Raw genomic sequence first — 19,862 nt, 5'->3', positions numbered from 1 at the left:
AATAGACAAGCTGTAAAAACCCATAACCACAGGCCAGGTTGAAACCTTCCCGGCTGATTCGAATGTTTAGGAGCGTCCATGTTTAAAGTCATACTAGTTATATTAGTGATTGCAATGTTGGTGTCCTTATCCGGCGCCCTGGGATCGCTGTTTAACAACGCAGGTCATGCCGATCGACCCAACACCTTTAATTGGCTGATCCTACGAATAAGCATCGCAGTAGCAATGCTACTGGTGATACTGATTGGATTTGTTACCGGTGAATTGTCTTTCGGTGCACCATGGAGCGGTCAATATTAGGGGCAATCCAATGGATTGCACCCCAACACGACGGATCATAGGGCGTTAAACAATATACACGAAGATGAACAGGCAGACCCAAACGACATCGACAAAGTGCCAATACCAGGCAGAGGCTTCAAAGCCGAAATGATCTTCCGGGGTAAAGTGGCCCTTCAATGAACGTCCCAACTGAACCATCAACATAAAGGTGCCGATGGTGACGTGGGCGCCGTGAAAGCCGGTCAGCATAAAGAAGGTCGATCCATAGATACCGCTCTTCAATGTCAGGCCCAGTTCGTTATAGGCTTCGGCATACTCGGTAACTTGGAAATAAAGGAACACGACCCCTAACAAAACCGTCAGGCCCAACCAAATATTCAACGGTCGACGCTGCTGCTTACGCAAGGCATGATGCGCAAAGCTTAGGGTTACGCTGGACGTGATCAACAGAACCGTATTGAGCAATGGCAGATGCCATGGGTCAATAACGGCTTCAGCACCTGGGAACTGGACATTATCCGGGTTGCTCAGCATCGGCCAGCTGTAGCTAAAGCCTTCATAGAGGTAGTTGGTAACACCCTTATCGCCTTCGCCGCCGAGCCATGGACCGACCCAATGACGGATGTAAAACAATCCACCAAAGAAGGCTAGGAAAAACATCACCTCGGAAAAGATAAACCAACCCATGCCCCAGACGTAGGACTTCTTCAGCTGGTGACCGTTCAAGCCGGCTTGATTCTCACGGATCACCGTGGAAAACCAGGTGTACAACACTAATGCCAAGCCTAAGAAACCGGCAAACATAATCCATTCACCGTTGGAATCGACTTTCTGACTCGCGGCGTTAATCAGCGTTCCGCCGCCAAAAACGGTCAAAAACATTGATAAGGCCATTAAGATCGGAATGCGACTCTCGGCCGGGACGTAATAGCTTTCGTGTTCTTGAGCATGGTTGTCGCTCGATGCAGACATATCAGTCTCCAGTATTTAGTGTTGTAGTCAATCGCTGCCCTGGCAAACGATGCCCGGCAGCCTCTTCAAAGTCTTAACTAGTCTAGTAACGAGACTTCCATCTCCCCGGTGACGTCGAACAGGGTGTAGGTGAGACTGATCGTTTTCACCCAATCGGGTAGGTCAGGATCAATCTGAAACACCAAGCCCAGTTCGGCGTCTTCACCGGCTGCCAACGGCTGTTGGTTGAAACAGAAGCACTCGGTCTTGCTAAAATAACCGGTCGCTTCAAAGGGCGACAGGCTCGGTACCGCTTGCCCAACCATGTCACGTTGACTGGCGTTGCGGGCATAGTAGCTGACCTGAACGACCTCACCCGGATAAGCGATTACTTCGCTGTCCACGGCGTGAAACTGCCACGACATGGCGGCATTGTTTAGGGCCAAAAACTGCACCTTTATCGGCCGATCTTCCTGCACGACAAAGGGTTGCGCTTCGGCTTGGTCAAAACTGCTGCCGGTAATGCCGGTCCATTCACAAATTAAGAAATACAGCGGGCGTAAGCCGTAATAGACAAACAGCAACATACCGATCACCGTGCCAATAGACACCATTACGACCTTGATATGGCTACGTGGCGGTTGTTGCTGCTCAGTCATGTCTAGGCCCTTTGCTATTAATCAATTTTCGGTGGTGTTGTGAACGTATGGTAGGGCGCTGGTGACGCGACTTCCCATTCCAGACCTTCGGCACCTTCCCACGGTTTCGCTGGCGCTTTCTTGCCCGCTACAATGGTATGAATGACGACAAACAAGAACAACAGCTGACTGGCACCAAATAGAAACGCGCCCATGCTGGAAATCATATTGATGTCGGCAAACTGGGCCGAGTAGTCCGGGATTCGACGAGGCATACCCGCGAGACCGACAAAGTGCTGCGGAAAGAAGGTCACGTTAACGCCGACAAAACTGAGCCAGAAATGAGTCTTACCTAAGGTCTCGTTATACATCCGACCGCTCCACTTAGGCAGCCAGTAGTAAACAGACGCCATAATGGAAAAGATAGCGCCGGGCACTAGGACGTAGTGAAAGTGTGCCACCACGAAGTAAGTATCGTGATATTGGAAATCAGCCGGTGCAACCGCGAGCATTAAACCGGAAAAACCACCAATGGAGAACAACACCACGAAGGCTATGGAGAACAGCATCGGTGTTTCGAAGGTTAGTGAGCCGCGGAACATGGTCGTGACCCAGTTAAACACCTTCACGCCAGTCGGCACGGCAATCAGCATGGTAGCGGCCATAAAGAACAACTCACCGGCAAAGGGAATGCCGACGGTGAACATATGGTGCGCCCAGACGATGAAGCTCAACAAAGCGATCGACGAGGTGGCATAAACCATGGAGCTGTAACCAAACAGCTTCTTACGCGCAAAGGTTGGGATAATAGCGGACACGATACCAAAGGCCGGCAGAATCATGATGTACACTTCGGGGTGACCGAAGAACCAGAACAGATGCTGGAACAATACCGGAGAACCGCCGCCCGCGGCGTTAAAGAACGACGTGCCAAAGTGAATATCCATCAACATCATGGTCACGACGCCAGCTAACACCGGCATAACCGCAATCAGCAAGAAGGCGGTAATCAACCAGGTCCAGACAAAGAGTGGCAACTTCATCCAGGTCATGCCCGGTGCGCGCATGTTCAGGATGGTTGCGATCACATTGATCGCACCCATGATAGAACTGGCACCCATCAAGTGAATGGCAAAAATGAAGTAGGTCACACTCGGCGGTGCGTAGGTCGTTGACAGCGGCGCGTAGAATGTCCAGCCGAAGTTAGGTGCACCACCGGTCATAAACAGAGTGCTGGTAAGCATTGCGAAGGCAAAGGGCAAAATCCAGAAACTCAGATTGTTCATGCGCGGCAGGGCCATGTCCGGCGCACCGATCATCATCGGAATCATCCAGTTTGCCAGGCCGACAAAGGCCGGCATCACCGCACCGAACACCATGATTAAACCGTGCATGGTGGTCATCTGATTGAAAAATTCCGGCTGAATAAGCTGCAAACCGGGCTGAAACAATTCGGCACGGATCACCATGGCGAAGAGTCCGCCAAGGAAGAACATCGCGAAGCTGAACCACAGGTAGAGCGTACCGATATCTTTATGGTTCGTAGTATAGATCCAACGGGTCAAGCCCTTGGCCGGACCATGATGCTCATGGTCGTGATCGTGGTGATCAGTTGTAGTCGTCATAACAGACCTCCTATTGGCCAGCATTATAATTGAGAATATCAACAGGGGTCACAACGTCACCCGTGTCATTGCCCCAGGCATTACGCTCGTAGGTAATGATGGCAGCCATATCCACCTCACTTAATTGCGCGCCGTAGGCCGCCATGGCCGCGTTGTTGCGCGAACCGTTAACCACTATATCGATATGGTCTTCAACTGGGCCAAGCGCGATGACGCTGTTTTTCAATGCTGGGAACACACCGGCTATACCGCTACCATCAACCTGGTGGCAGGCGGCACAGTTTTTCACATAGGCGCTTTCACCCAGCTCCATCAACTCATCATAGGTCCAATCTTTCTGGGTGAGCTCGGCCAACTTGCGCGTCTCAACCTTCTTGGCGGCTAACCAGGTGTCGAATTCAGCCTGCGGCAGCGCTTCGACGACGATGGGCATAAAGCCATGGTCCTTACCGCAGAGCTCAGTACACTGGCCGCGGTAGGTGCCGGGTTCATTAATATGGGTCCAGGATTCATTGACGATACCGGGTATGGCGTCTTTCTTGACAGCCAATTGCGGCACCCACCAGCTGTGGATAACGTCGGCCGACGAAATCACGAATCGGATTTTCATGCCGATCGGCAAGACCAACGGCTCATCAACCTCGAGCAGGTAGTTCTCGCCCTTGGTGGTTAGGCCATTTATCTGGTCGCGCGGTGTGGCCAGGCTAGAGAAGTAAGTCACTCGCTCCGCGGCATCACCGCCAAGATAGGAATAACGCCATTTCCACTGATAACCGACGATCTCGACGGTCATGTCCGAATCGTCAAAATCGTACATCTTCTCGAGCGTGAAAAACGCACGATAACCGATGGCGATAACGACAATGGCCGGCAATATGGTCCATAACAACTCCACCTTGACACTTTCATGGAAGTTGTCGGCAACCGCGCCTCTGGATTTGCGATGCATCACAATGGAATAGCCCATCACACCGAAAACGATGATGCCGATGACGACACACACCCAGAATATCAACATATGGAGACCATAGACTTCATTGCTGATGTCGGTGACACCTCGGGTCATGTTCAGTTTAAGATCCGCTTGGGCCAAAGTGGCCAGCAGCGTAGCAAACAGCAACATGCCGCGACGAAACAGCTTAGTTGGCATATCTTACCTCTTACCTTATTTATATTGGGAGCTCTTTCAAAGGCGCGCGACCGTTATATCGCGCACCTCTGGGCAAACTATTAAGACTAAATCCCGGGCAGTATAAACAGTGTTTTTTTTAAAGCCCAAGCCTGATAACACACTGCTTTCATAGATTGTTGCGATATATTAAAATTTATTCAATTAAAACAATGAGTTAGGTTGTAAAAATGGACTGTATTTATTTTCACTTTTAGCGCACTTAATGACCGTCGGACAAAAAAACGCCCCAAAATGGCTCATTTGCACCCTATAAACCATCTCATAACCTTTGATTTGGTTAGAGATCGTTAATAAGCAGCGCTTCCACCGATGCACAGCGCTCGGCCAGTTGTGCATCATTGGCAGCGGTCACTGTGATATGGGCGATCTTCCGACCGGGCCGTTCGGACTTGCCGTAGTCATGCCAATGCAATCCAGGTACCGCGAGTAGCGCCTGCGTCTCGGGGCGCTTGCCAATGACATTATACATCGCAACAGGCCCAACGCTTTCGGTACTGCCTAAGGGAAGATTCATGACCGCTCGAACGTGGTTTTCGAATTGACTGCAACGACTGCCTTCGATAGTCCAATGGCCGGAATTGTGCACTCGGGGCGCTATCTCGTTGGCCATCAACTGACCCTTGTGGACAAAAAACTCAAACGCCAAGGTACCGACATAGTTTAGTGCACTCATCACCGATTCGACAGCCTGTTCAGCCAAGGCCTGCAGGCGCGGGTCCTGCATGGGCTGACTTCGGTGCAAGATACCCTGGCGATGCTCATTGCGAATCAGTGGATAAAACACGCAAGCGCCATTCTGATCGCGCACACCAATGCAGGACAGTTCGAATTCAAAATCAATAAAACCTTCCAGAATAAGAGGCACACCACCGAGTTCGGCAAAGGTATCGGCTGCATCTTGGGCGTCGCGCAGCACCTTTTGGCCTTTACCGTCGTAGCCCAGGGTGCGGGTTTTCAGAACCGCCGGCAGACCGATCTGACGCACAGCCTCGACCAGCGAGGCCTGATCATTGACTTCGGCGACGGGCGCCGTCTCAATGCCTAGGGACAGGAACAGGGTTTTTTCAGCCCATCTATCGCGTGCCGTGGCCAATGCCTCAGCCGGTGGATAGACCGGTCGGCTGCGAGCGAGCTCTGCGACAATGGCGGGTGGCACGTTTTCAAATTCAAAACTGATCACATCGGCAAACTCAGCCAATTGCTGTAAACCGGTCGGATCGGCGTAATCGGCACAATAGAGTTCCCCCACGCGGCCACCACAGGCTTGCGCGGACGGGTCGAGAAAGGCCGTATCAATGCCGAGCGGGCGGGCCGCAAGGGCCATCATCTGGCCTAATTGACCGGCGCCAATAATACCCAGCTTCACAGTAAAACCCCCGGAATCGGTTGCGCCAAGACGCGCTCAGTTTGCTCACTGCGAAAGGTTTTCAGCCGTTGCCGCAGCCCGGCATCTGCTAACGACAGGATACTGGCCGCTAACAACGCCGCATTGATCGCGCCAGCCTTGCCAATAGCCAAGGTACCAGTCGGTATTCCGGCGGGCATTTGGACAATACTGAGCAAGGAATCGACACCGCTCAGCATACTGCTTTGCACTGGCACTCCGAGTACGGGAAGATGGGTTTTGGCGGCACACATGCCCGGCAGGTGGGCTGCGCCGCCGGCACCGGCAATAATCACGGCCAAGCCGCGCTGCTCAGCACTGTCGGCGTAATCAAATAACAGGTCCGGCGTACGATGAGCCGAGACCACTCGGCATTCGTGACCAATGCCTAATTCGGTTAGGGTTTCTGACGTATGGATCATGGTCGCCCAGTCAGACTGGGAGCCCATAATTACCCCGACTCGAACCGGATCTGATGTAGCGGTGGGAGTTGCACTCAATGCAGCTTTCCTTCTTTACTGAATGATTTTGATAACTTGCACCGCAGCGTCAACATATTGCTCGTCGGCGGTGACCCGAGTGGACATTTCTTTGGGTTCGTTGACCCCGGTGCTCAACCGATCGGTAAAACCGCAGTCAATACAGTCGCGAATCAACACCTGTTGCTCTGTGTCATTCACCGCCATAATGGTATCTAGGGCACCACATTTTGGGCAAACCACTCCGGCAATAAATCGTTTCTTCATTAAAAGTTGCCAATAAAAGCGGCTAGTATACCCAGCCCAGACACGGACGTCATTGTCCAAATGGCTCGAAATGAGCCGGCGAAAGCAATTCGCCGACTTCCAATGCTAGCCCAGCGGGGCTACCAGCGCCGCGCTATCGGTCTCCCCTTCGGTAGGCTCGACCAATTGTCCGGTAAGCCATTCGTTTAGCTCAACGATGCCTTCTTTTTTCAATGAGCTGTAGGTTTGTACGCTCAACCAGGGTGCACGAGATTGCAATTCGCTACGAATTTTTAAAAAAGTATTTTTAGCCGGGCCTTTCTTGAGTTTGTCGGACTTGGTGAGCAAAATTCGCATCGGCATTTCCGCTTCGATCGCCCATTGCACCATACGATTGTCGAATTCGGTCATCGGATGGCGAATATCCATAACCAGCACCACGCCCTTTAAGCTGCAGCGTTCCGCGAGGTATTCACCAATATTTTCTTCCCAATCGGCCTTCATGGTCCGATTGACCTTGGCAAAACCGTAACCGGGTAGATCGACCAGTCGATAGTCCCCGCCGTTTAGGGTAAAAAAGTTCAATAGCTGCGTACGCCCTGGCGTCTTCGAGGTCCGCGCCAATTTGGAGTTACGCGTGAGGGCATTCATCGCGGAGCTTTTTCCGGCATTCGAACGACCCGCAAACGCGACTTCGGAGCCGGTATCGGCCGGGCATTGGGAATATTTTTGGGCGCTGATAAAAAAATCGGCGGAGTCGTATTTAATAGGTTGCATAGAAACTTTCATTAATGAGTCATAAGAGGGCGCTATTGTAGCTGGTTGCGGAAAAAAATGTTGTCCTTTGCTCGATCGCCGATAACCGCCTCTGGCCAAGCAATTCCTTCTCATCACTCGATCGACTCTATATACTGTTGCCAATTTATGCTGGGTCTCGTTTTTTGGGGCCTCAATTGATGAATAATATGGGATTCGACATGAAGAAATTGATCGTTGGCCTTTTCGTTTTAGGCGGTTTGGTTGGATTTACGCACGCTGCTGGTAATGCTGAAAACGGCAAGGGACTCACTGCAATGTGCGCCGGCTGCCATGGCGCGGATGGCAATAGTGCGGTGGCAAGCTTTCCAAAATTAGCTGGCCAAGGTGAACGTTATCTTTACAAGCAGTTGCAGGATGTAAAAGCCGATCGACGCATTATTGTCGCAATGACTGGCATGTTGGCAGCGCTGAATGATCAACAACTCGCCGACATAGCGGCCTATTACGCCAGTCAGGCCATTCAAGTTGGTCAGGCAAAGCCTGAGCTCGTTGAACTCGGTGAAGCACTCTACAAGGCCGGTAATGCGGCCACGGGTGTGCCTGCCTGCGCCGGTTGCCATTCTCCAAACGGCCAAGGTAATTCAGTCGGTGGCATTCCCGCATTGGGTGGTCAACACGCGGACTACACAGCAACGCAGCTGAAGAAATTCCAAGCCGGTTATAGTGCCGAGGCGCCTTCGAATGACGCCCGTATGAACGGTGGCGACGCGCGCATGATGCGCTCTATAGCTTTCAATATGAAAGACTTCGAGATGGCCGCCGTGGCCAGCTATATCCAGGGTCTTCACTAGCAGGCTCAATCTTCAGCTGCGGTTAAGCGCGCAGTAAAGATACTGAAAAGCGGGGACGCGAAGGCCTACCCCGCTTTTTTTGACCCCGCAGTTCGGGCACCATGCCCTAACCTATCAATTTTAAGGATTAATTCATTATGTTGAAGCGTTCAGTATCCATCCTGTTGTTGATGCTAACTGCTGTTTTCGTGCAAGCAGCGGAACCCCGTTTTGTCGACGGCACCCACTACCAGACCTTGGCAACGCCACTTAAGACCTCCTATCGCGGTGCAGAAATCGGTGAAATCATGGAGTTTTTCAGCTATGGCTGTATTCATTGCTACAATTTTGAACCGGCAGTAGCGCGCTTTTTAGCGGAAAAACCCGAGTCGATCCGGTTTACCCGCGTTCCAGTCATGTTTAATGAGCGACAGGCCCCCGAAGTAAGGGCTTACTACGTCGTAGAACTCCTAAAGCTAGGCACCGAGGCCCACAAAGCAATCTTTAATGAAATCCATGAAGAGCGTCGTCCACTGCGTACAGATGCCCAGTTTGCGACGTTTTTTGGGCGTTTTAATGTGAGCGAAGAAGCCTATCTGGCCAATGCCTATTCCTTTGGTGTGACCGCCAAGGTCAATACCTCGATCTATCTGACCGGCAACAGCAATATCTCTGGCACGCCGGCCATTATGGCCAATGGCAAGTACCTAATCGATTCGGCCGCCGTTGGTGGCAATGAACAGTCTATCTACGCGGCCAAATGGTTGGTTGAGCAGGACGCTCTGGTTCAATAGGATTGGCACGACCGGCCGGCTGGGTCATCACAGCCGGCAATCAATCCTGTGCTAGACTGATCCCCTGAAGTCCTTACTCAGATTAGCTGCTTATGTCATTGCCCTCTGGAATGGCCGTTACCCCCGTACTACTCGAATCCTGGCATCGGTTTATGCACCCGGATCCGTCCCAGCCTTGCGCCACTCTAAAGCTACTGTCCTACAATATTCAGGTCGGCATCCAGACTCGGCGTTATCCTGATTACGTGGTCAAGGCGTGGCAACACCTCTTGCCATCCGCTCGACGTGAGCACAATCTTCAACAAATTGCCGAATTAATTCGACACTATGACATCATCGCGCTGCAAGAAATCGACGGCGGCAGCTTCCGCACCCGTTACGTCAATCAAATTCACTACTTGGCCAAGGCCGCTCACAAAGACTATTGGCACCAACAACTCAATCGTAATCTCGGACGATTTGGCCAACATAGCAACGCCGTGATCGGCAATATTAAGCTCATCAATATCAACGACCATGCCTTGCCCGGTCGACAAGGACGGGGTGCTATCGCATTCGAGGTCGGAACCCGCAACCCGCTGCTGATCGTTGTGGCGCATCTAGCGCTTGGTCGGCGTCATCAGGATGAGCAGCTCAAGTATATAGGTGGACTGATTAGCCGCTACCGAAGTGCCGTGGTGATGGGGGATATGAACACCGACAGTTTGCGCATCTTGAACGACTCTCCGTTGAAAAGTGCCGGCCTAAAGGCGGCTCATGCCCGGGCGACCTATCCGAGTTGGCGGCCGACCAAGTGTTACGATCAGATACTGGTCAGTGCGCACATTAAGATCATCAAAATGGGGGTCCTGGATTTTGCCCTATCCGATCACCTTCCCGTAGCCATTGAGATTGAACTGCCGCAATAGGCTATCTGTGCGACCGCAAAACAATCTTTTGGTGTAAGACTATACTCAATCCAGGTAAACCCTTTAAGGATCGATTACATGTCTGACACGCATCTCCTGCTAGCCCGCGCTGCCACCAGTTTAACGCTGATGCTAAAGGGTTTGGATAGCCGGCTGGATCTGCGCCTGCACACGTTACGTGGACTTTTACGGCAAAAGGATTTTCAACTCGAGCAATTTCAAGCAGAAATGGCCGAGGTCGAGTCGGTCTATGACCTGCTCGAACAGAGTACCGAGCAAAATATACAACTCTATCTTAGATCCTTTAAAAGTCTTTTAGCCGACAGTTCGCCTGCAATTTTGGCACCCTTGCAGCGTTTACAACCAGTGCTCAGTGACCTGTTAAGCTTCGCCGAACCACTGGCGCACTTTGTCACCGCACAGCTGGCACTGCCGGCTCCCAGTATCGGCCCAGACGGTCAATCACGAACGGCTAATGAGCTCTCGGGTGCGCAGCTCGACGTCTTGCGGCACCGTCTAGCGGGTCGCTTTAAGGCCTTGTTGCAATCTCTAGTGGCTATAGGCCCTGATCCTGTTGCTCCGGCCGCACTAATGAGCGAAGTCGATAGGGTAGTTGATTGGCAGGCTTTAGACCGGCTTGCACATAAGACCCTTGACCTATTACAGGTCCAACTCAGGGAGGAGAAACTCGCCTTTGTCGATTATCTGACTGAACTCGATACGCGCTTAGCCCGCATCAATCAAATAGTCACCGCCGACTCACGAATACTCGGTGAGTTAAGGGCCATAAATGGATTGTTTAACCGCCGTATGAACCAACAGGTAACAGAGGTGAGGGCGCAGATTGATAATTCGCCGAGGGTCGAGGTGCTAAAGAATGAGCTGCTCGGATCACTCGACCAAATTACCCATCGCTTGGTTGAATACCAGGATGGCTATACGTCGAGATTGGATCAGCTGCAGACCAACACAGCTCAGATGGCTGGCGCAATCCGGGCGCTGGAACAAGACAACCAAGAACTGCACAGCAAGTTAAAACGCGAGCGCGATTTATCGATCCTTGATACGCTCACTCAGTTGCCCAACCGATTAGGCTTCAATAATCAACTCGAGGCGGAGCTGTCGCGCGCAACCCGTTATCACCATCCGCTCAGTATCGCGATCATTGATATCGATTTTTTCAAACGTATTAACGATGAGTTCGGTCATTTGGTCGGTGATAAGGTATTGCGCGTAATCGCCCTCGAGATGAAACGTATCTGCCGTGAGCACGACTATATTGCCCGCTATGGCGGGGAAGAGTTTATTTTGCTATTACCCCAAACGTTGCTGCCCGATGCCCATAGTGCCGTGGAAAAGATTCGTTATCGGGTCGCCCACTGTCGTTTTCACTTTCACAACAAGCCGGTACCGCTAACCATCTCCGCCGGCGTGGCGCAATGGCGTCCGGGCGAGGCTACCGATGCCTGGATCGAACGAGCGGATAGGGCGCTCTATGCAGGTAAACAGAATGGCCGTAACAGAGTGATCGCAGAAGCCGACTGAGGCGCTTTTGGGTCCCTCACCAAGATTACTCTACGGGCCTAACTCCTTCAAAAACCAACGGTCACAGCCGCTGTGTTCGGTGCTGATAATCGGTGCCGGTAACGCCATAAAGCCGGCTTTACGATACAGCGAAGCTGCGTCGGACATATTGGTTAGGGTCTCCAAATAACACCAGCGGTAATGTTGCTGGGCAAATTCCAAGGCCGTTTGCAACAGCAAGTGGCCTAAGCCATGACCCCGGCCGGCAGGGCTCAAATACATTTTTTGTAACTCACAGGTTTGCACCACCTCCGGCTTAAGCGGCGCAATACCGACGCCCCCGAGCAACTGTGTGCCATGGCTGACAACCCAATAGGCATGACCCGGGGCGCTATAAGCCTGACAAAGCGCCGACAGCTCCGGGTCCTGCCAAGCAAAGCCGGGCCGATCGGCACCGTGTTCAGCCAATACGGCGCGAATGATAAGTTCCACAGGCTGATTGTCCTGTGCTTGAATTAATCTCAGGCTGAAGGTCATGGTCCAAGCTTGCATTCCAATGTTAATGGGCCATCATAGCGACCCTAGTCAATTTTTACCTAACTTTTATGGAGCCCCTCATGGCGATACAGATTGGCGATACCCTACCCAATGTTAACCTCTACGAACTGTCCGATCAGGGCCCGGTGGCCTTGAGTACCGAGTCGCTCTTCAGTGACAAGAAAGTTGTGATCTTCGCCCTGCCTGGCGCATTCACGCCAACCTGCAGCGCCGCGCATGTGCCCGGTTTTGTCGTCAATGCCGATAAGATAAAAGCCCTCGGTGTCGATGAGATTATCTGTGTCAGTGTTAACGATGCATGGGTAATGGGTGCATGGGGACACCAGCAGAATGCTACGGCACTGCGTATGTTAGGCGATGGTAGCGCGGATTTTACCGAAGCCGTCGATCTCGTTAAGGATTTAACCGGCGCCGGAATGGGCGTTCGATCTCAACGTTATGCTTTGATCGCGGTTGATGGTGTCGTCACCTGGATCGGTATTGATCCGACGGGGTTGGATCAGAGTTCTGCCGAATCGGTTATGGCGCAACTTTAATTCAATCACATCGCTCTGTTTTCTGGCATCGATGACCAAGGGGAACCCATGTCGGTGGAAATATTTAACCAAACTCTGGCCAGTGTACCCCCCGGTCATTTTACCAGCTATGGCCGATTGGCTGATCTATGTGGTGTCCATGTCCGGCAAGTGCTGGCTTGGTTACGCGCAGTGCCTGAGGGTTCCACCTTACCCTGGTTTCGCATCCTAAACAGTCAATGTCGTATCAGTGATCATGCTGGGGCAGCTCGACAATATCGTTTGCTGGCGGCGGAGGGTCTGTTGCCCGATCGACTCGGCCGATTTCCAAAAGAGTTATATTGGCCTCCGCTGCTATCGTAGTACTATTAAGCCAATTAGTAGCGTTAGAGAAACGGCCCTTGTCCATTATCATTCGTCCCATCCGGTTAACAGATCTGCCCGCCATCGTCGCCATCCTCAATCCCTTCATTGAGACCAGCGCTACAACCTTCGATACCGAACCCTACACTGTCACTACCCGTCTGCCTTGGTTTCATCAGTTCAAAGACACCGGTCGATATCGTTGTTTTGTCGCCGAGACGCCGGACGGTGAATTACTTGGCTTTGCCAATAGCGGACCCTTGCGTCCGAAACGAGCCTATGACACCTCGGTCGAGGTAAGCATCTATCGGTCGCCAGAGCGCACTGTTTCGGGTTTGGGTAGCTTACTTTATGCCGAGCTATTTACCGCCCTGGCCGACGAAGATGTGCATCGGGCCCACGCGGTGATCACCTTGCCAAATAAGGCATCGATAGGCCTACATCAGAAGTTCGGGTTCTATGAGGTTGGCACCTTGAACGAAGCGGGGCGTAAATTCGGCCGTTATCATGATGTTTTTTGGATGGAAAAACGCTGCTAACAAAAGGTTCCACGTGGAACCTTTTTCATAAAAAAAACCCGCCGAAGCGGGTTTTTTTATGGGTCCTGGCCGACGAAAGTCAGCACTAGTAGTCTAGGTTAGCAACCGACAGGGCATTGGCCTCGATAAAGGCTCGACGCGGTTCGACATCGTCGCCCATCAGAGTGGTGAAGATTTGATCCGCAGCGATGGCATCCTCAATGGTTACCTTGAGCATGCGACGCGCCTGAGGATCCATGGTAGTTTCCCACAACTGACCCGGATTCATTTCGCCCAGACCCTTATAGCGCTGAATCTGGTAACCACGCCGAGCTTCGGTCATTAACCAAGCAATAACTTCTTCGAAGTTGGCGACCTCACGTTTCTTTTCATTGCGCTGAACATAAGCACCTTCTTCAATCAAGCCTTGCAAGATGGCTCCGAGCGCGACAACCGCAGTGTATTCCTGGCTATCGAAAAAAGTATAGGACAGGGTGTAGTCGGTGTTTAGGCCGTGGGCTGTCATCTGAACCTTAGGCAGCCAAATGTGGCGTTCCTTGTCTTCGGTAACGAATATCTGATAGACCGCGGCACCCGATAGGGCTTCGACAAAGCGTTCGTTCATCTCGTCGACCCATGCGGCCACCTGTTCCTGATTGCTCAGCATCTCCAGCGTCAGGGCCGGCATATAGATTAACTGTTCCAGTATAGGCTTCGGATACACCCGGCTCATCTTCTCAATACGCAGCAGTACATCTTGGTATTGCTTCACAAGAGACTCTAACTGAACACCGCCGATACCAGGCGCGCTCGGATCAGTAAAGAGCGCGGTGTTTTCAAGCGCTTGAGCCATAAGATAAACTTCTAACGCTTTCTCGTCTTTGAGATAGCTCTCTTGTTTGCCACGTTTAATCTTATACAGTGGTGGCTGGGCAATATAGACATAACCGTTTTCAATCAACTCAGGCAATTGACGAAAGAAGAAGGTCAATAACAGGGTGCGAATGTGGGAACCATCGACATCGGCATCGGTCATGATAATAATATTATGATAACGCAACTTATCGATATTGAACTCTTCCCGACCAATGCCACAACCCAAGGCGATGATCAGCGTACCTACCTCTTGCGATTGCAGCATCTTATCGAAACGGGCCTTTTCCACGTTAAGGATCTTGCCCTTAAGCGGCAAGATCGCCTGGGTGCGACGATCGCGCCCCTGCTTGGCAGAGCCACCCGCCGAGTCACCTTCCACCAAATAGAGCTCAGATAGAGCTGGATCCTTTTCTTGGCAATCGGCCAGCTTACCCGGCAGACCCGCTATATCGAGCGCGCCCTTACGCCGGGTCATATCACGAGCCTTACGGGCAGCTTCACGGGCTCGGGCGGCATCGATCATCTTACCGACGATGATCTTCGCCTCGTTAGGATGTTCCATAAGGTATTCCGCAAACACCCGAGACATCTCTTGCTCCACTGCGGACTTGACTTCCGAGGAGACCAACTTGTCTTTGGTTTGCGAACTGAACTTGGGGTCCGGTACTTTGACTGAAATAATGGCCGTTAAACCTTCTCGGGCATCGTCTCCGCCGGTCGCGACCTTGTGCTTCTTGAGCAGATTTTCAGCCTGAATATAGTTATTCAGGGTACGCGTCAACGCGGCTCGAAAGCCCGCCAAATGGGTACCTCCGTCGCGCTGGGGGATGTTGTTGGTAAAGCAGTAGAGATTTTCCTGATAGGTATCGTTCCACTGCAGGGCCACCTCGACCACGATTGAGTCTTCCGGTCGCTCGTAGGCAAAATGGAATACATCGTTAATGGTTGTCTTATTTTGATTGAGATATGCCACAAAGGCACTCAGACCACCTTCGTGATGGAACAATTCATCGTTGCCAGAGCGCTCATCCTTCAGCCGAATCGATACACCGGAGTTAAGGAAGCTTAGCTCGCGCAAACGCTTGGCCAGAATATCAAATGAAAACAGGATGTTAGCAAAGGTCTCGCCGGACGGCTTGAAGGTGATCGTGGTGCCACTGCCTTCGGCATCGCCAACAACTCTCAGTGGCTCTACCGCGACGCCATGGCGGTAATGCTGTTCATGCAACTTACCTTGACGGCGAATCAGCAACTTCAATTCCGATGAGAGCGCGTTAACAACAGAGACGCCCACGCCGTGAAGGCCACCAGAGACCTTGTAGGAGTTGTCATCGAATTTTCCGCCAGCATGCAAGACCGTTAAAATGACTTCTGCTGCGGATAGGCCGCCTTCCTCGAGCATCGGCTCGGTTGGAATACCTCGACCATTGTCCTCAACACTCACCGACTCATTAGGATGAATGGTAATGGTGATCTCGCTGCAATGACCCGCTAAAGCCTCATCGATGGAGTTGTCGACAACTTCGAAGACCATATGATGCAAACCGGTGCCATCATCTGTATCGCCGATATACATACCCGGTCTTTTTCTAACGGCATCCAATCCTTTCAGTACTTTAATACTGGAGGAATCGTAATTGTCACTCATGCTGATCTCCAAAATCCGTCGCTTGCCTGATCTGACCATGTTCCACGTGGAACATATTAATTCGGTCAGGATTTTTCCAAAAAGTCTTTAATGGGCTGGGATCGACACAGGTCATAAATACCTGGGTTTGCAGTCCCTCCATAAGGGCCCCTAACTTCTGAATATGATGATGATCCAACTCTGAGGGCAAATCATCGATTAAAAAAACTGTTGGCAGTGCCTGCTGTGTCTGTAAATAAAGACTCTGTGCAATTTTCAACGCGCAGACAACCAGCTTTTGCTGACCTCGAGACAAGAGATCGGCGGCATTAACCTTACCGATCTTAATGCGCATATCGGCCCGCTGCGGGCCTGACTGGGTGTAACCCAGCTTGCTATCACGCGCACGCTGATGCTCGAGAACATCGGTTAAGGGCCGATCCTTGTCCCAGCCGCGAAAATAATGGATTCGCAAGGCCGGCAAGTCGATAAGCTGGCTCAGTACCGTGTGAAAGCAGGGCACAAAGCCTTCTAAATAGCGCTTACGGTCGTCATCTATTCGATCCGCTGCGGTTAGGTATTCCCGCTCCCAAACGTCCAACTCAGAGCGGTTCAGTCTACCAGAACGGAGCAGAGAATTCCGGTTTTTAAGGCTTTTCTGCAACTTCTGCCAATCGGTGTGAAAGCTCGGAAACTGGTGGAAAACCCCCCAGTCGAGAAATTGCCGACGATCTCCTGGATTGCCTTCGAGTAATGCGAAACTGTCCGCATGGATCAGTTGCAACGGCAATAGATGCACCAATTCGGCGAGCGTTGTTAGGGAGGTGCCGTTAAGACGAATCTGACTTTGACCCTTTAAAGTGCGGCGCACAGCCAAACGACCTACTCCGGCCACGGTGGCCGAAATAAGCAGCTCCTCAGACTGGTCACCAACTACGGTGCGAGTCCGAGAAGCCTTGAATGAGCGGGCCATCGCTAACAGATGGATAGCTTCTAGGAGTGAGGTCTTGCCCGCGCCATTGTCGCCATAGAAGACATTGACGCCCGCCCCCAAGCTGAGTTGGGATTCCTGCAGATTGCGAATTCCGCTCAGCGATAGGTTTTCGATTGACACCTAAGCCACGCCGTCCGGCTCCTAAAGCCGCATCGGCATGACGACATAGGCCGATGCGTCATCATCAAAATCGGTCAGCAAGGCGCTTGAGTTGGCATCCGCGAGAATAAACCGCACCTGATCACCCTGAATCACATTCATCACATCCAATAGGTAACTGACGTTAAAGCCCACTTCCAGATCCGGTCCATCGTAATCGACCTCTACTGCCACCTCAGCCTCTTCCTGCTCGGGGTTGTTGGCCTTGACCACCAGATTGCCCTGGCTTAGGGTCATGCGCACGCCACGGTACTTCTCGTTGGACAAGATCGCTGCGCGACTGAAGATTGCCTTCATGACCTGCCGATCACCGACCATCTCCTTATCGCCACCGCGTGGAATCACCCGATCGTAATCGGGGAATTTGCCATCGACTAGCTTAGTGGTGAAGCTGAAATCGGCTGTGGTTGCACGCAGATGAGTCGCGCCTATATACAGCTGAACCATTTGCTGATCATCAGCAAGCAAACGATTCAGTTCTAAGATACCTTTACGCGGCACGATGACCTGCTTGCGCTCGGGCACATTGAGACCCTCGACATGGCGAGAACTCATGGCCAGACGGTGACCGTCGGTCGACACGGTGCGAACCATTGACTGGTTTAATTCCAGTGACATACCATTTAGGTAATAGCGCACGTCTTGCTGGGCCATAGCAAAGGCCGTGGCACCGATCAGCTGGGCTAAGACCTTTTGCGGCATCTCATAGTCATCACTGCCACTGTCTTGCTCGACATTGGGAAACTCGCCGGCAGACAAACAGGACAGGGTAAACTTACTGCGACCACTGGTCACCATCACCTTATCGTCCTGTTGGTGCACACTAATGATCGCGTCATCCGGCAAAGACCGAACGATATCGAGGAATTTTTTCGCCGGCACGGTAATTAAACCTTCTGTCGCCGGTTCCGATAAGGCTACCCGTCCAACCAATTCCACTTCCAGATCGGTTCCTGTAAGCGAAAGTTGAGTGCCTTCGACCTCTAAGAGGACGTTAGATAAAACGGCGAGCGTTTGGCGTTTTTCAACCACGCCACTCACCAGTTGAAGGGGTTTCAGTAGCTGTTCACGTGCCAGAGAAAATTGAATCATGAGGCAGTTATCCATCCGGTCATCAGGTGGTCAGAGTTCTAAGGAGATTGCTATAATCTTCGCGTATATCTTGATTGGTTTCACGTAATTCTTTTACTTTACGACAAGCGTGCAGCACGGTGGTGTGATCTCGACCACCAAAAGCCTCGCCAATCTCTGGCAAACTATGCTGGGTCAGCTCTTTTGCCAGTGCCATCGCAATCTGGCGTGGCCTGGCAATGCTGCGGCTGCGACGCTTGCTGTGGAGATCGGAGATCTTAATTTTAAAATATTCTGCCACGGTGCGTTGAATATTGTCCACGCTGACTTGCTTGTCCTGCAGGGCAAGCAGATCTTTCAAGGACTCCTTAACAAAGGCCGCGTTAATGGCGGAGCCGGTAAACTGCGAATTGGCAATCACCCGCTTCAGTGCCCCTTCCAACTCGCGAACATTTGAGCGGATACGCTGGGCAATAAAAAAGGCGGCATCAGCCGGCAATTTTATCTTGGCCTCCTCTGCCTTTTTTAGCAGGATCGCTACCCGAGTCTCCAGATCGGGGGGCTCAACGGCTACGGTTAAACCCCATCCAAAACGAGACTTCAACCGGTCTTCTAGACCGTCTATCTCTTTCGGAAAACGATCGCAGGTTAAGATGACCTGCTGGTTGCCTTCCAGCAAGGCATTAAAGGTATGGAAAAACTCTTCCTGGGACCGGTCTTTCTTGGCAAAAAACTGGATATCATCGATCAACAGGGCATCAAGTGAGCGATAGAATCGTTTAAATTCTGCCATCGCATTTAATTGCAGGGCCTTAACCATATCGGCCACGAAGCGTTCCGAGTGCAGATAAACCACTTTCGCCGCAGGGTTTTGTTCAAGAATTTCGTTACCAATGGCCTGCATCAGGTGGGTCTTGCCCAAACCGACGCCCCCGTAAATAAATAGCGGGTTGTAGGCGCCTCCAGCATTCTCGGCCACCTGTTGGCTCGCCGCTAAAGCCAATTGGTTAGACTTACCCTCAACAAACGACTTAAAGGTAAAGGACCGGTTGAGGTAACTCTGGACCTTGATCCGACCCCGTTTGGCCCCTGTTGTTTGGACCTCGAGGACTTCGGTCGATCTCGTACGCGGGTCGACCTCGACCCGGTCGGCGACAGCCGGGGTCAGGAGGCTTGGGTATTCTAAGGCCGGAGCTCGAGCACTGTCGCTCGACTCCGACCGACGTTCGTTACGAGTCGAATTGCTGCTGCTGGCGACTCCCTGGGCGCGCCCAGTGCTACTGGTCTGAACATCAATACTGACGGCGCCTTGGATCCCATAAGAACTGGCTAAGGTCTCGATCCGTTCGAGATACTTATCCCTGACCCAATTGGCAATAAATCTGTTTGGTGCAGACAGTAATAGGCCGTTGGTTTCCGTAGAAACTGACAGAGGTTTTAACCATGTATTGAACTGATGAGACGGCAACTCACTGCGTAGCTGTTCTAAGCATTGCTGCCATAACGCGTCCTGCACAAGCACTCCGAAAATACCAAACGGCCGATCATTTTAACTGACCCAATGAGGCG

At 51.8% G+C, this 19,862-nt stretch carries 21 protein-coding genes; 8 read left to right on the top strand and 13 right to left on the bottom strand.

Going from position 1 to position 19,862, the window contains the following annotated elements; translation table 11 throughout:
• The first annotated feature begins 78 nt into the window (after positions 1-78).
• Entirely contained in the window at positions 79-300 is a 222-nt protein-coding gene (locus tag REIFOR_RS00105) for a DUF2909 family protein (protein ID WP_100255620.1), read from the top strand.
• Positions 301-345: 45 nt separating this feature from the next.
• Here the strand turns inward: REIFOR_RS00105 and REIFOR_RS00100 are convergent, their stop codons facing one another.
• The 8 genes from REIFOR_RS00100 to yihA form a co-directional block, all read right to left on the bottom strand.
• Complete coding sequence (locus REIFOR_RS00100) at positions 346-1,254, bottom strand: cytochrome c oxidase subunit 3 (protein WP_100255619.1); 909 nt, start codon at positions 1,252-1,254, stop codon at positions 346-348.
• Positions 1,255-1,331: 77 nt separating this feature from the next.
• Entirely contained in the window at positions 1,332-1,892 is a 561-nt protein-coding gene (locus tag REIFOR_RS00095) for a cytochrome c oxidase assembly protein (protein WP_100255618.1), read from the bottom strand.
• Positions 1,893-1,909: 17 nt separating this feature from the next.
• The gene (gene ctaD / locus REIFOR_RS00090; protein WP_100255617.1) at positions 1,910-3,496 is read right to left on the bottom strand and encodes a cytochrome c oxidase subunit I; all 1,587 of its coding nucleotides are present in this window, start codon (positions 3,494-3,496) and stop codon (positions 1,910-1,912) included.
• 10 nt (positions 3,497-3,506) lie between these two features.
• Complete coding sequence (coxB, locus tag REIFOR_RS00085; protein WP_100255616.1) at positions 3,507-4,646, bottom strand: cytochrome c oxidase subunit II; 1,140 nt, start codon at positions 4,644-4,646, stop codon at positions 3,507-3,509.
• A gap of 319 nt (positions 4,647-4,965) precedes the next feature.
• Positions 4,966-6,054, bottom strand: coding sequence for a 5-(carboxyamino)imidazole ribonucleotide synthase (locus REIFOR_RS00080; RefSeq protein WP_100255615.1), 1,089 nt, complete (start codon positions 6,052-6,054; stop codon positions 4,966-4,968).
• Positions 6,051-6,572 carry a 5-(carboxyamino)imidazole ribonucleotide mutase gene (gene purE / locus REIFOR_RS00075; protein ID WP_264371425.1) on the bottom strand — a complete coding sequence of 174 codons (522 nt, stop codon included), beginning with the start codon at positions 6,570-6,572 and terminating at the stop codon, positions 6,051-6,053. Before purE ends, REIFOR_RS00080 begins: the two co-directional genes overlap by 4 nt.
• Before the next feature lie 15 nt (positions 6,573-6,587).
• Positions 6,588-6,818, bottom strand: coding sequence for a YheV family putative zinc ribbon protein (locus REIFOR_RS00070; RefSeq protein WP_100255613.1), 231 nt, complete (start codon positions 6,816-6,818; stop codon positions 6,588-6,590).
• A gap of 105 nt (positions 6,819-6,923) precedes the next feature.
• Positions 6,924-7,574 (bottom strand): ribosome biogenesis GTP-binding protein YihA/YsxC, encoded by a 651-nt coding sequence (gene yihA, locus REIFOR_RS00065; protein ID WP_100255612.1) that lies wholly within the window; start codon positions 7,572-7,574, stop codon positions 6,924-6,926.
• A 200-nt stretch (positions 7,575-7,774) separates the two neighbouring features.
• On the opposite strand from yihA, the gene REIFOR_RS00060 reads away from it, so the two are divergent.
• The 4 genes from REIFOR_RS00060 (at position 7,775) to REIFOR_RS00045 (ending at position 11,633) form a co-directional block, all read left to right on the top strand.
• Entirely contained in the window at positions 7,775-8,407 is a 633-nt protein-coding gene (locus REIFOR_RS00060) for a c-type cytochrome (RefSeq protein ID WP_100258644.1), read from the top strand.
• A gap of 137 nt (positions 8,408-8,544) precedes the next feature.
• Entirely contained in the window at positions 8,545-9,180 is a 636-nt protein-coding gene (locus REIFOR_RS00055; RefSeq protein WP_100255611.1) for a thiol:disulfide interchange protein DsbA/DsbL, read from the top strand.
• A 110-nt stretch (positions 9,181-9,290) separates the two neighbouring features.
• Positions 9,291-10,088 carry an endonuclease/exonuclease/phosphatase family protein gene (locus REIFOR_RS00050; protein ID WP_227003719.1) on the top strand — a complete coding sequence of 266 codons (798 nt, stop codon included), beginning with the start codon at positions 9,291-9,293 and terminating at the stop codon, positions 10,086-10,088.
• 78 nt (positions 10,089-10,166) lie between these two features.
• A complete protein-coding gene (locus REIFOR_RS00045) occupies positions 10,167-11,633 on the top strand; it encodes a GGDEF domain-containing protein (protein ID WP_100255609.1) in 1,467 nt (488 codons plus the stop codon).
• Positions 11,634-11,663: 30 nt separating this feature from the next.
• On the opposite strand, the gene REIFOR_RS00040 is transcribed toward REIFOR_RS00045, so the two are convergent.
• Positions 11,664-12,104 carry a GNAT family N-acetyltransferase gene (locus tag REIFOR_RS00040; RefSeq protein WP_227003718.1) on the bottom strand — a complete coding sequence of 147 codons (441 nt, stop codon included), beginning with the start codon at positions 12,102-12,104 and terminating at the stop codon, positions 11,664-11,666.
• A 125-nt stretch (positions 12,105-12,229) separates the two neighbouring features.
• Between REIFOR_RS00040 and REIFOR_RS00035 the strand changes: the two genes are divergently transcribed.
• From REIFOR_RS00035 to REIFOR_RS00025, 3 genes are read left to right on the top strand one after another with little or no spacing between them, the layout of a single operon-like run.
• A complete protein-coding gene (locus REIFOR_RS00035; RefSeq protein WP_100255608.1) occupies positions 12,230-12,706 on the top strand; it encodes a peroxiredoxin in 477 nt (158 codons plus the stop codon).
• 48 nt (positions 12,707-12,754) lie between these two features.
• On the top strand, positions 12,755-13,048 hold the full coding sequence (locus REIFOR_RS00030) for an MGMT family protein (protein WP_100255607.1): 294 nt from the start codon (positions 12,755-12,757) through the stop codon (positions 13,046-13,048).
• Between the two features lie 38 nt (positions 13,049-13,086).
• The gene (locus REIFOR_RS00025; RefSeq protein WP_100255606.1) at positions 13,087-13,587 is read left to right on the top strand and encodes a GNAT family N-acetyltransferase; all 501 of its coding nucleotides are present in this window, start codon (positions 13,087-13,089) and stop codon (positions 13,585-13,587) included.
• Between the two features lie 85 nt (positions 13,588-13,672).
• On the opposite strand, the gene gyrB is transcribed toward REIFOR_RS00025, so the two are convergent.
• From gyrB to dnaA, 4 genes are read right to left on the bottom strand one after another with little or no spacing between them, the layout of a single operon-like run.
• Positions 13,673-16,090, bottom strand: a complete 2,418-nt coding sequence (gene gyrB / locus REIFOR_RS00020) for a DNA topoisomerase (ATP-hydrolyzing) subunit B (RefSeq protein ID WP_100255605.1) — start codon at positions 16,088-16,090, stop codon at positions 13,673-13,675.
• A complete protein-coding gene (gene recF / locus REIFOR_RS00015; protein ID WP_100255604.1) occupies positions 16,083-17,183 on the bottom strand; it encodes a DNA replication/repair protein RecF in 1,101 nt (366 codons plus the stop codon). The genes gyrB and recF overlap by 8 nt, the downstream gene beginning before the upstream one ends.
• A gap of 21 nt (positions 17,184-17,204) precedes the next feature.
• Entirely contained in the window at positions 17,205-18,311 is a 1,107-nt protein-coding gene (dnaN, locus tag REIFOR_RS00010) for a DNA polymerase III subunit beta (RefSeq protein ID WP_193437329.1), read from the bottom strand.
• Between the two features lie 25 nt (positions 18,312-18,336).
• Positions 18,337-19,809, bottom strand: a complete 1,473-nt coding sequence (gene dnaA, locus REIFOR_RS00005) for a chromosomal replication initiator protein DnaA (RefSeq protein ID WP_100255603.1) — start codon at positions 19,807-19,809, stop codon at positions 18,337-18,339.
• Positions 19,810-19,862 lie beyond the last annotated feature (53 nt).

Origin of the sequence: Reinekea forsetii (assembly GCF_002795845.1) — a bacterium.
Taxonomy (GTDB): domain Bacteria; phylum Pseudomonadota; class Gammaproteobacteria; order Pseudomonadales; family Natronospirillaceae; genus Reinekea; species Reinekea forsetii.
The sequence above is the reverse complement of the archived record's forward strand: the minus strand, read 5'-3'. Positions and strand labels throughout refer to the sequence as shown.

What these genes read in the sequence shown, in the direction of transcription:
- gyrB (WP_100255605.1), bottom strand. Translation starts at nt 16,090, where the DNA reads ATGAGTGACAATTACGATTCCTCCAGTATTAAAGTACTGAAAGGATTG.
- REIFOR_RS00035 (WP_100255608.1), top strand. Translation starts at nt 12,230, where the DNA reads ATGGCGATACAGATTGGCGATACCCTACCCAATGTTAACCTCTACGAA.
- coxB (WP_100255616.1), bottom strand. Translation starts at nt 4,646, where the DNA reads ATGCCAACTAAGCTGTTTCGTCGCGGCATGTTGCTGTTTGCTACGCTG.
- REIFOR_RS00060 (WP_100258644.1), top strand. Translation starts at nt 7,775, where the DNA reads ATGAAGAAATTGATCGTTGGCCTTTTCGTTTTAGGCGGTTTGGTTGGA.
- REIFOR_RS00105 (WP_100255620.1), top strand. Translation starts at nt 79, where the DNA reads ATGTTTAAAGTCATACTAGTTATATTAGTGATTGCAATGTTGGTGTCC.
- REIFOR_RS00095 (WP_100255618.1), bottom strand. Translation starts at nt 1,892, where the DNA reads ATGACTGAGCAGCAACAACCGCCACGTAGCCATATCAAGGTCGTAATG.
- ctaD (WP_100255617.1), bottom strand. Translation starts at nt 3,496, where the DNA reads ATGACGACTACAACTGATCACCACGATCACGACCATGAGCATCATGGT.
- yihA (WP_100255612.1), bottom strand. Translation starts at nt 7,574, where the DNA reads ATGCAACCTATTAAATACGACTCCGCCGATTTTTTTATCAGCGCCCAA.
- REIFOR_RS00045 (WP_100255609.1), top strand. Translation starts at nt 10,167, where the DNA reads ATGTCTGACACGCATCTCCTGCTAGCCCGCGCTGCCACCAGTTTAACG.
- REIFOR_RS00050 (WP_227003719.1), top strand. Translation starts at nt 9,291, where the DNA reads ATGGCCGTTACCCCCGTACTACTCGAATCCTGGCATCGGTTTATGCAC.
- REIFOR_RS00070 (WP_100255613.1), bottom strand. Translation starts at nt 6,818, where the DNA reads ATGAAGAAACGATTTATTGCCGGAGTGGTTTGCCCAAAATGTGGTGCC.
- REIFOR_RS00100 (WP_100255619.1), bottom strand. Translation starts at nt 1,254, where the DNA reads ATGTCTGCATCGAGCGACAACCATGCTCAAGAACACGAAAGCTATTAC.
- REIFOR_RS00055 (WP_100255611.1), top strand. Translation starts at nt 8,545, where the DNA reads ATGTTGAAGCGTTCAGTATCCATCCTGTTGTTGATGCTAACTGCTGTT.
- REIFOR_RS00030 (WP_100255607.1), top strand. Translation starts at nt 12,755, where the DNA reads ATGTCGGTGGAAATATTTAACCAAACTCTGGCCAGTGTACCCCCCGGT.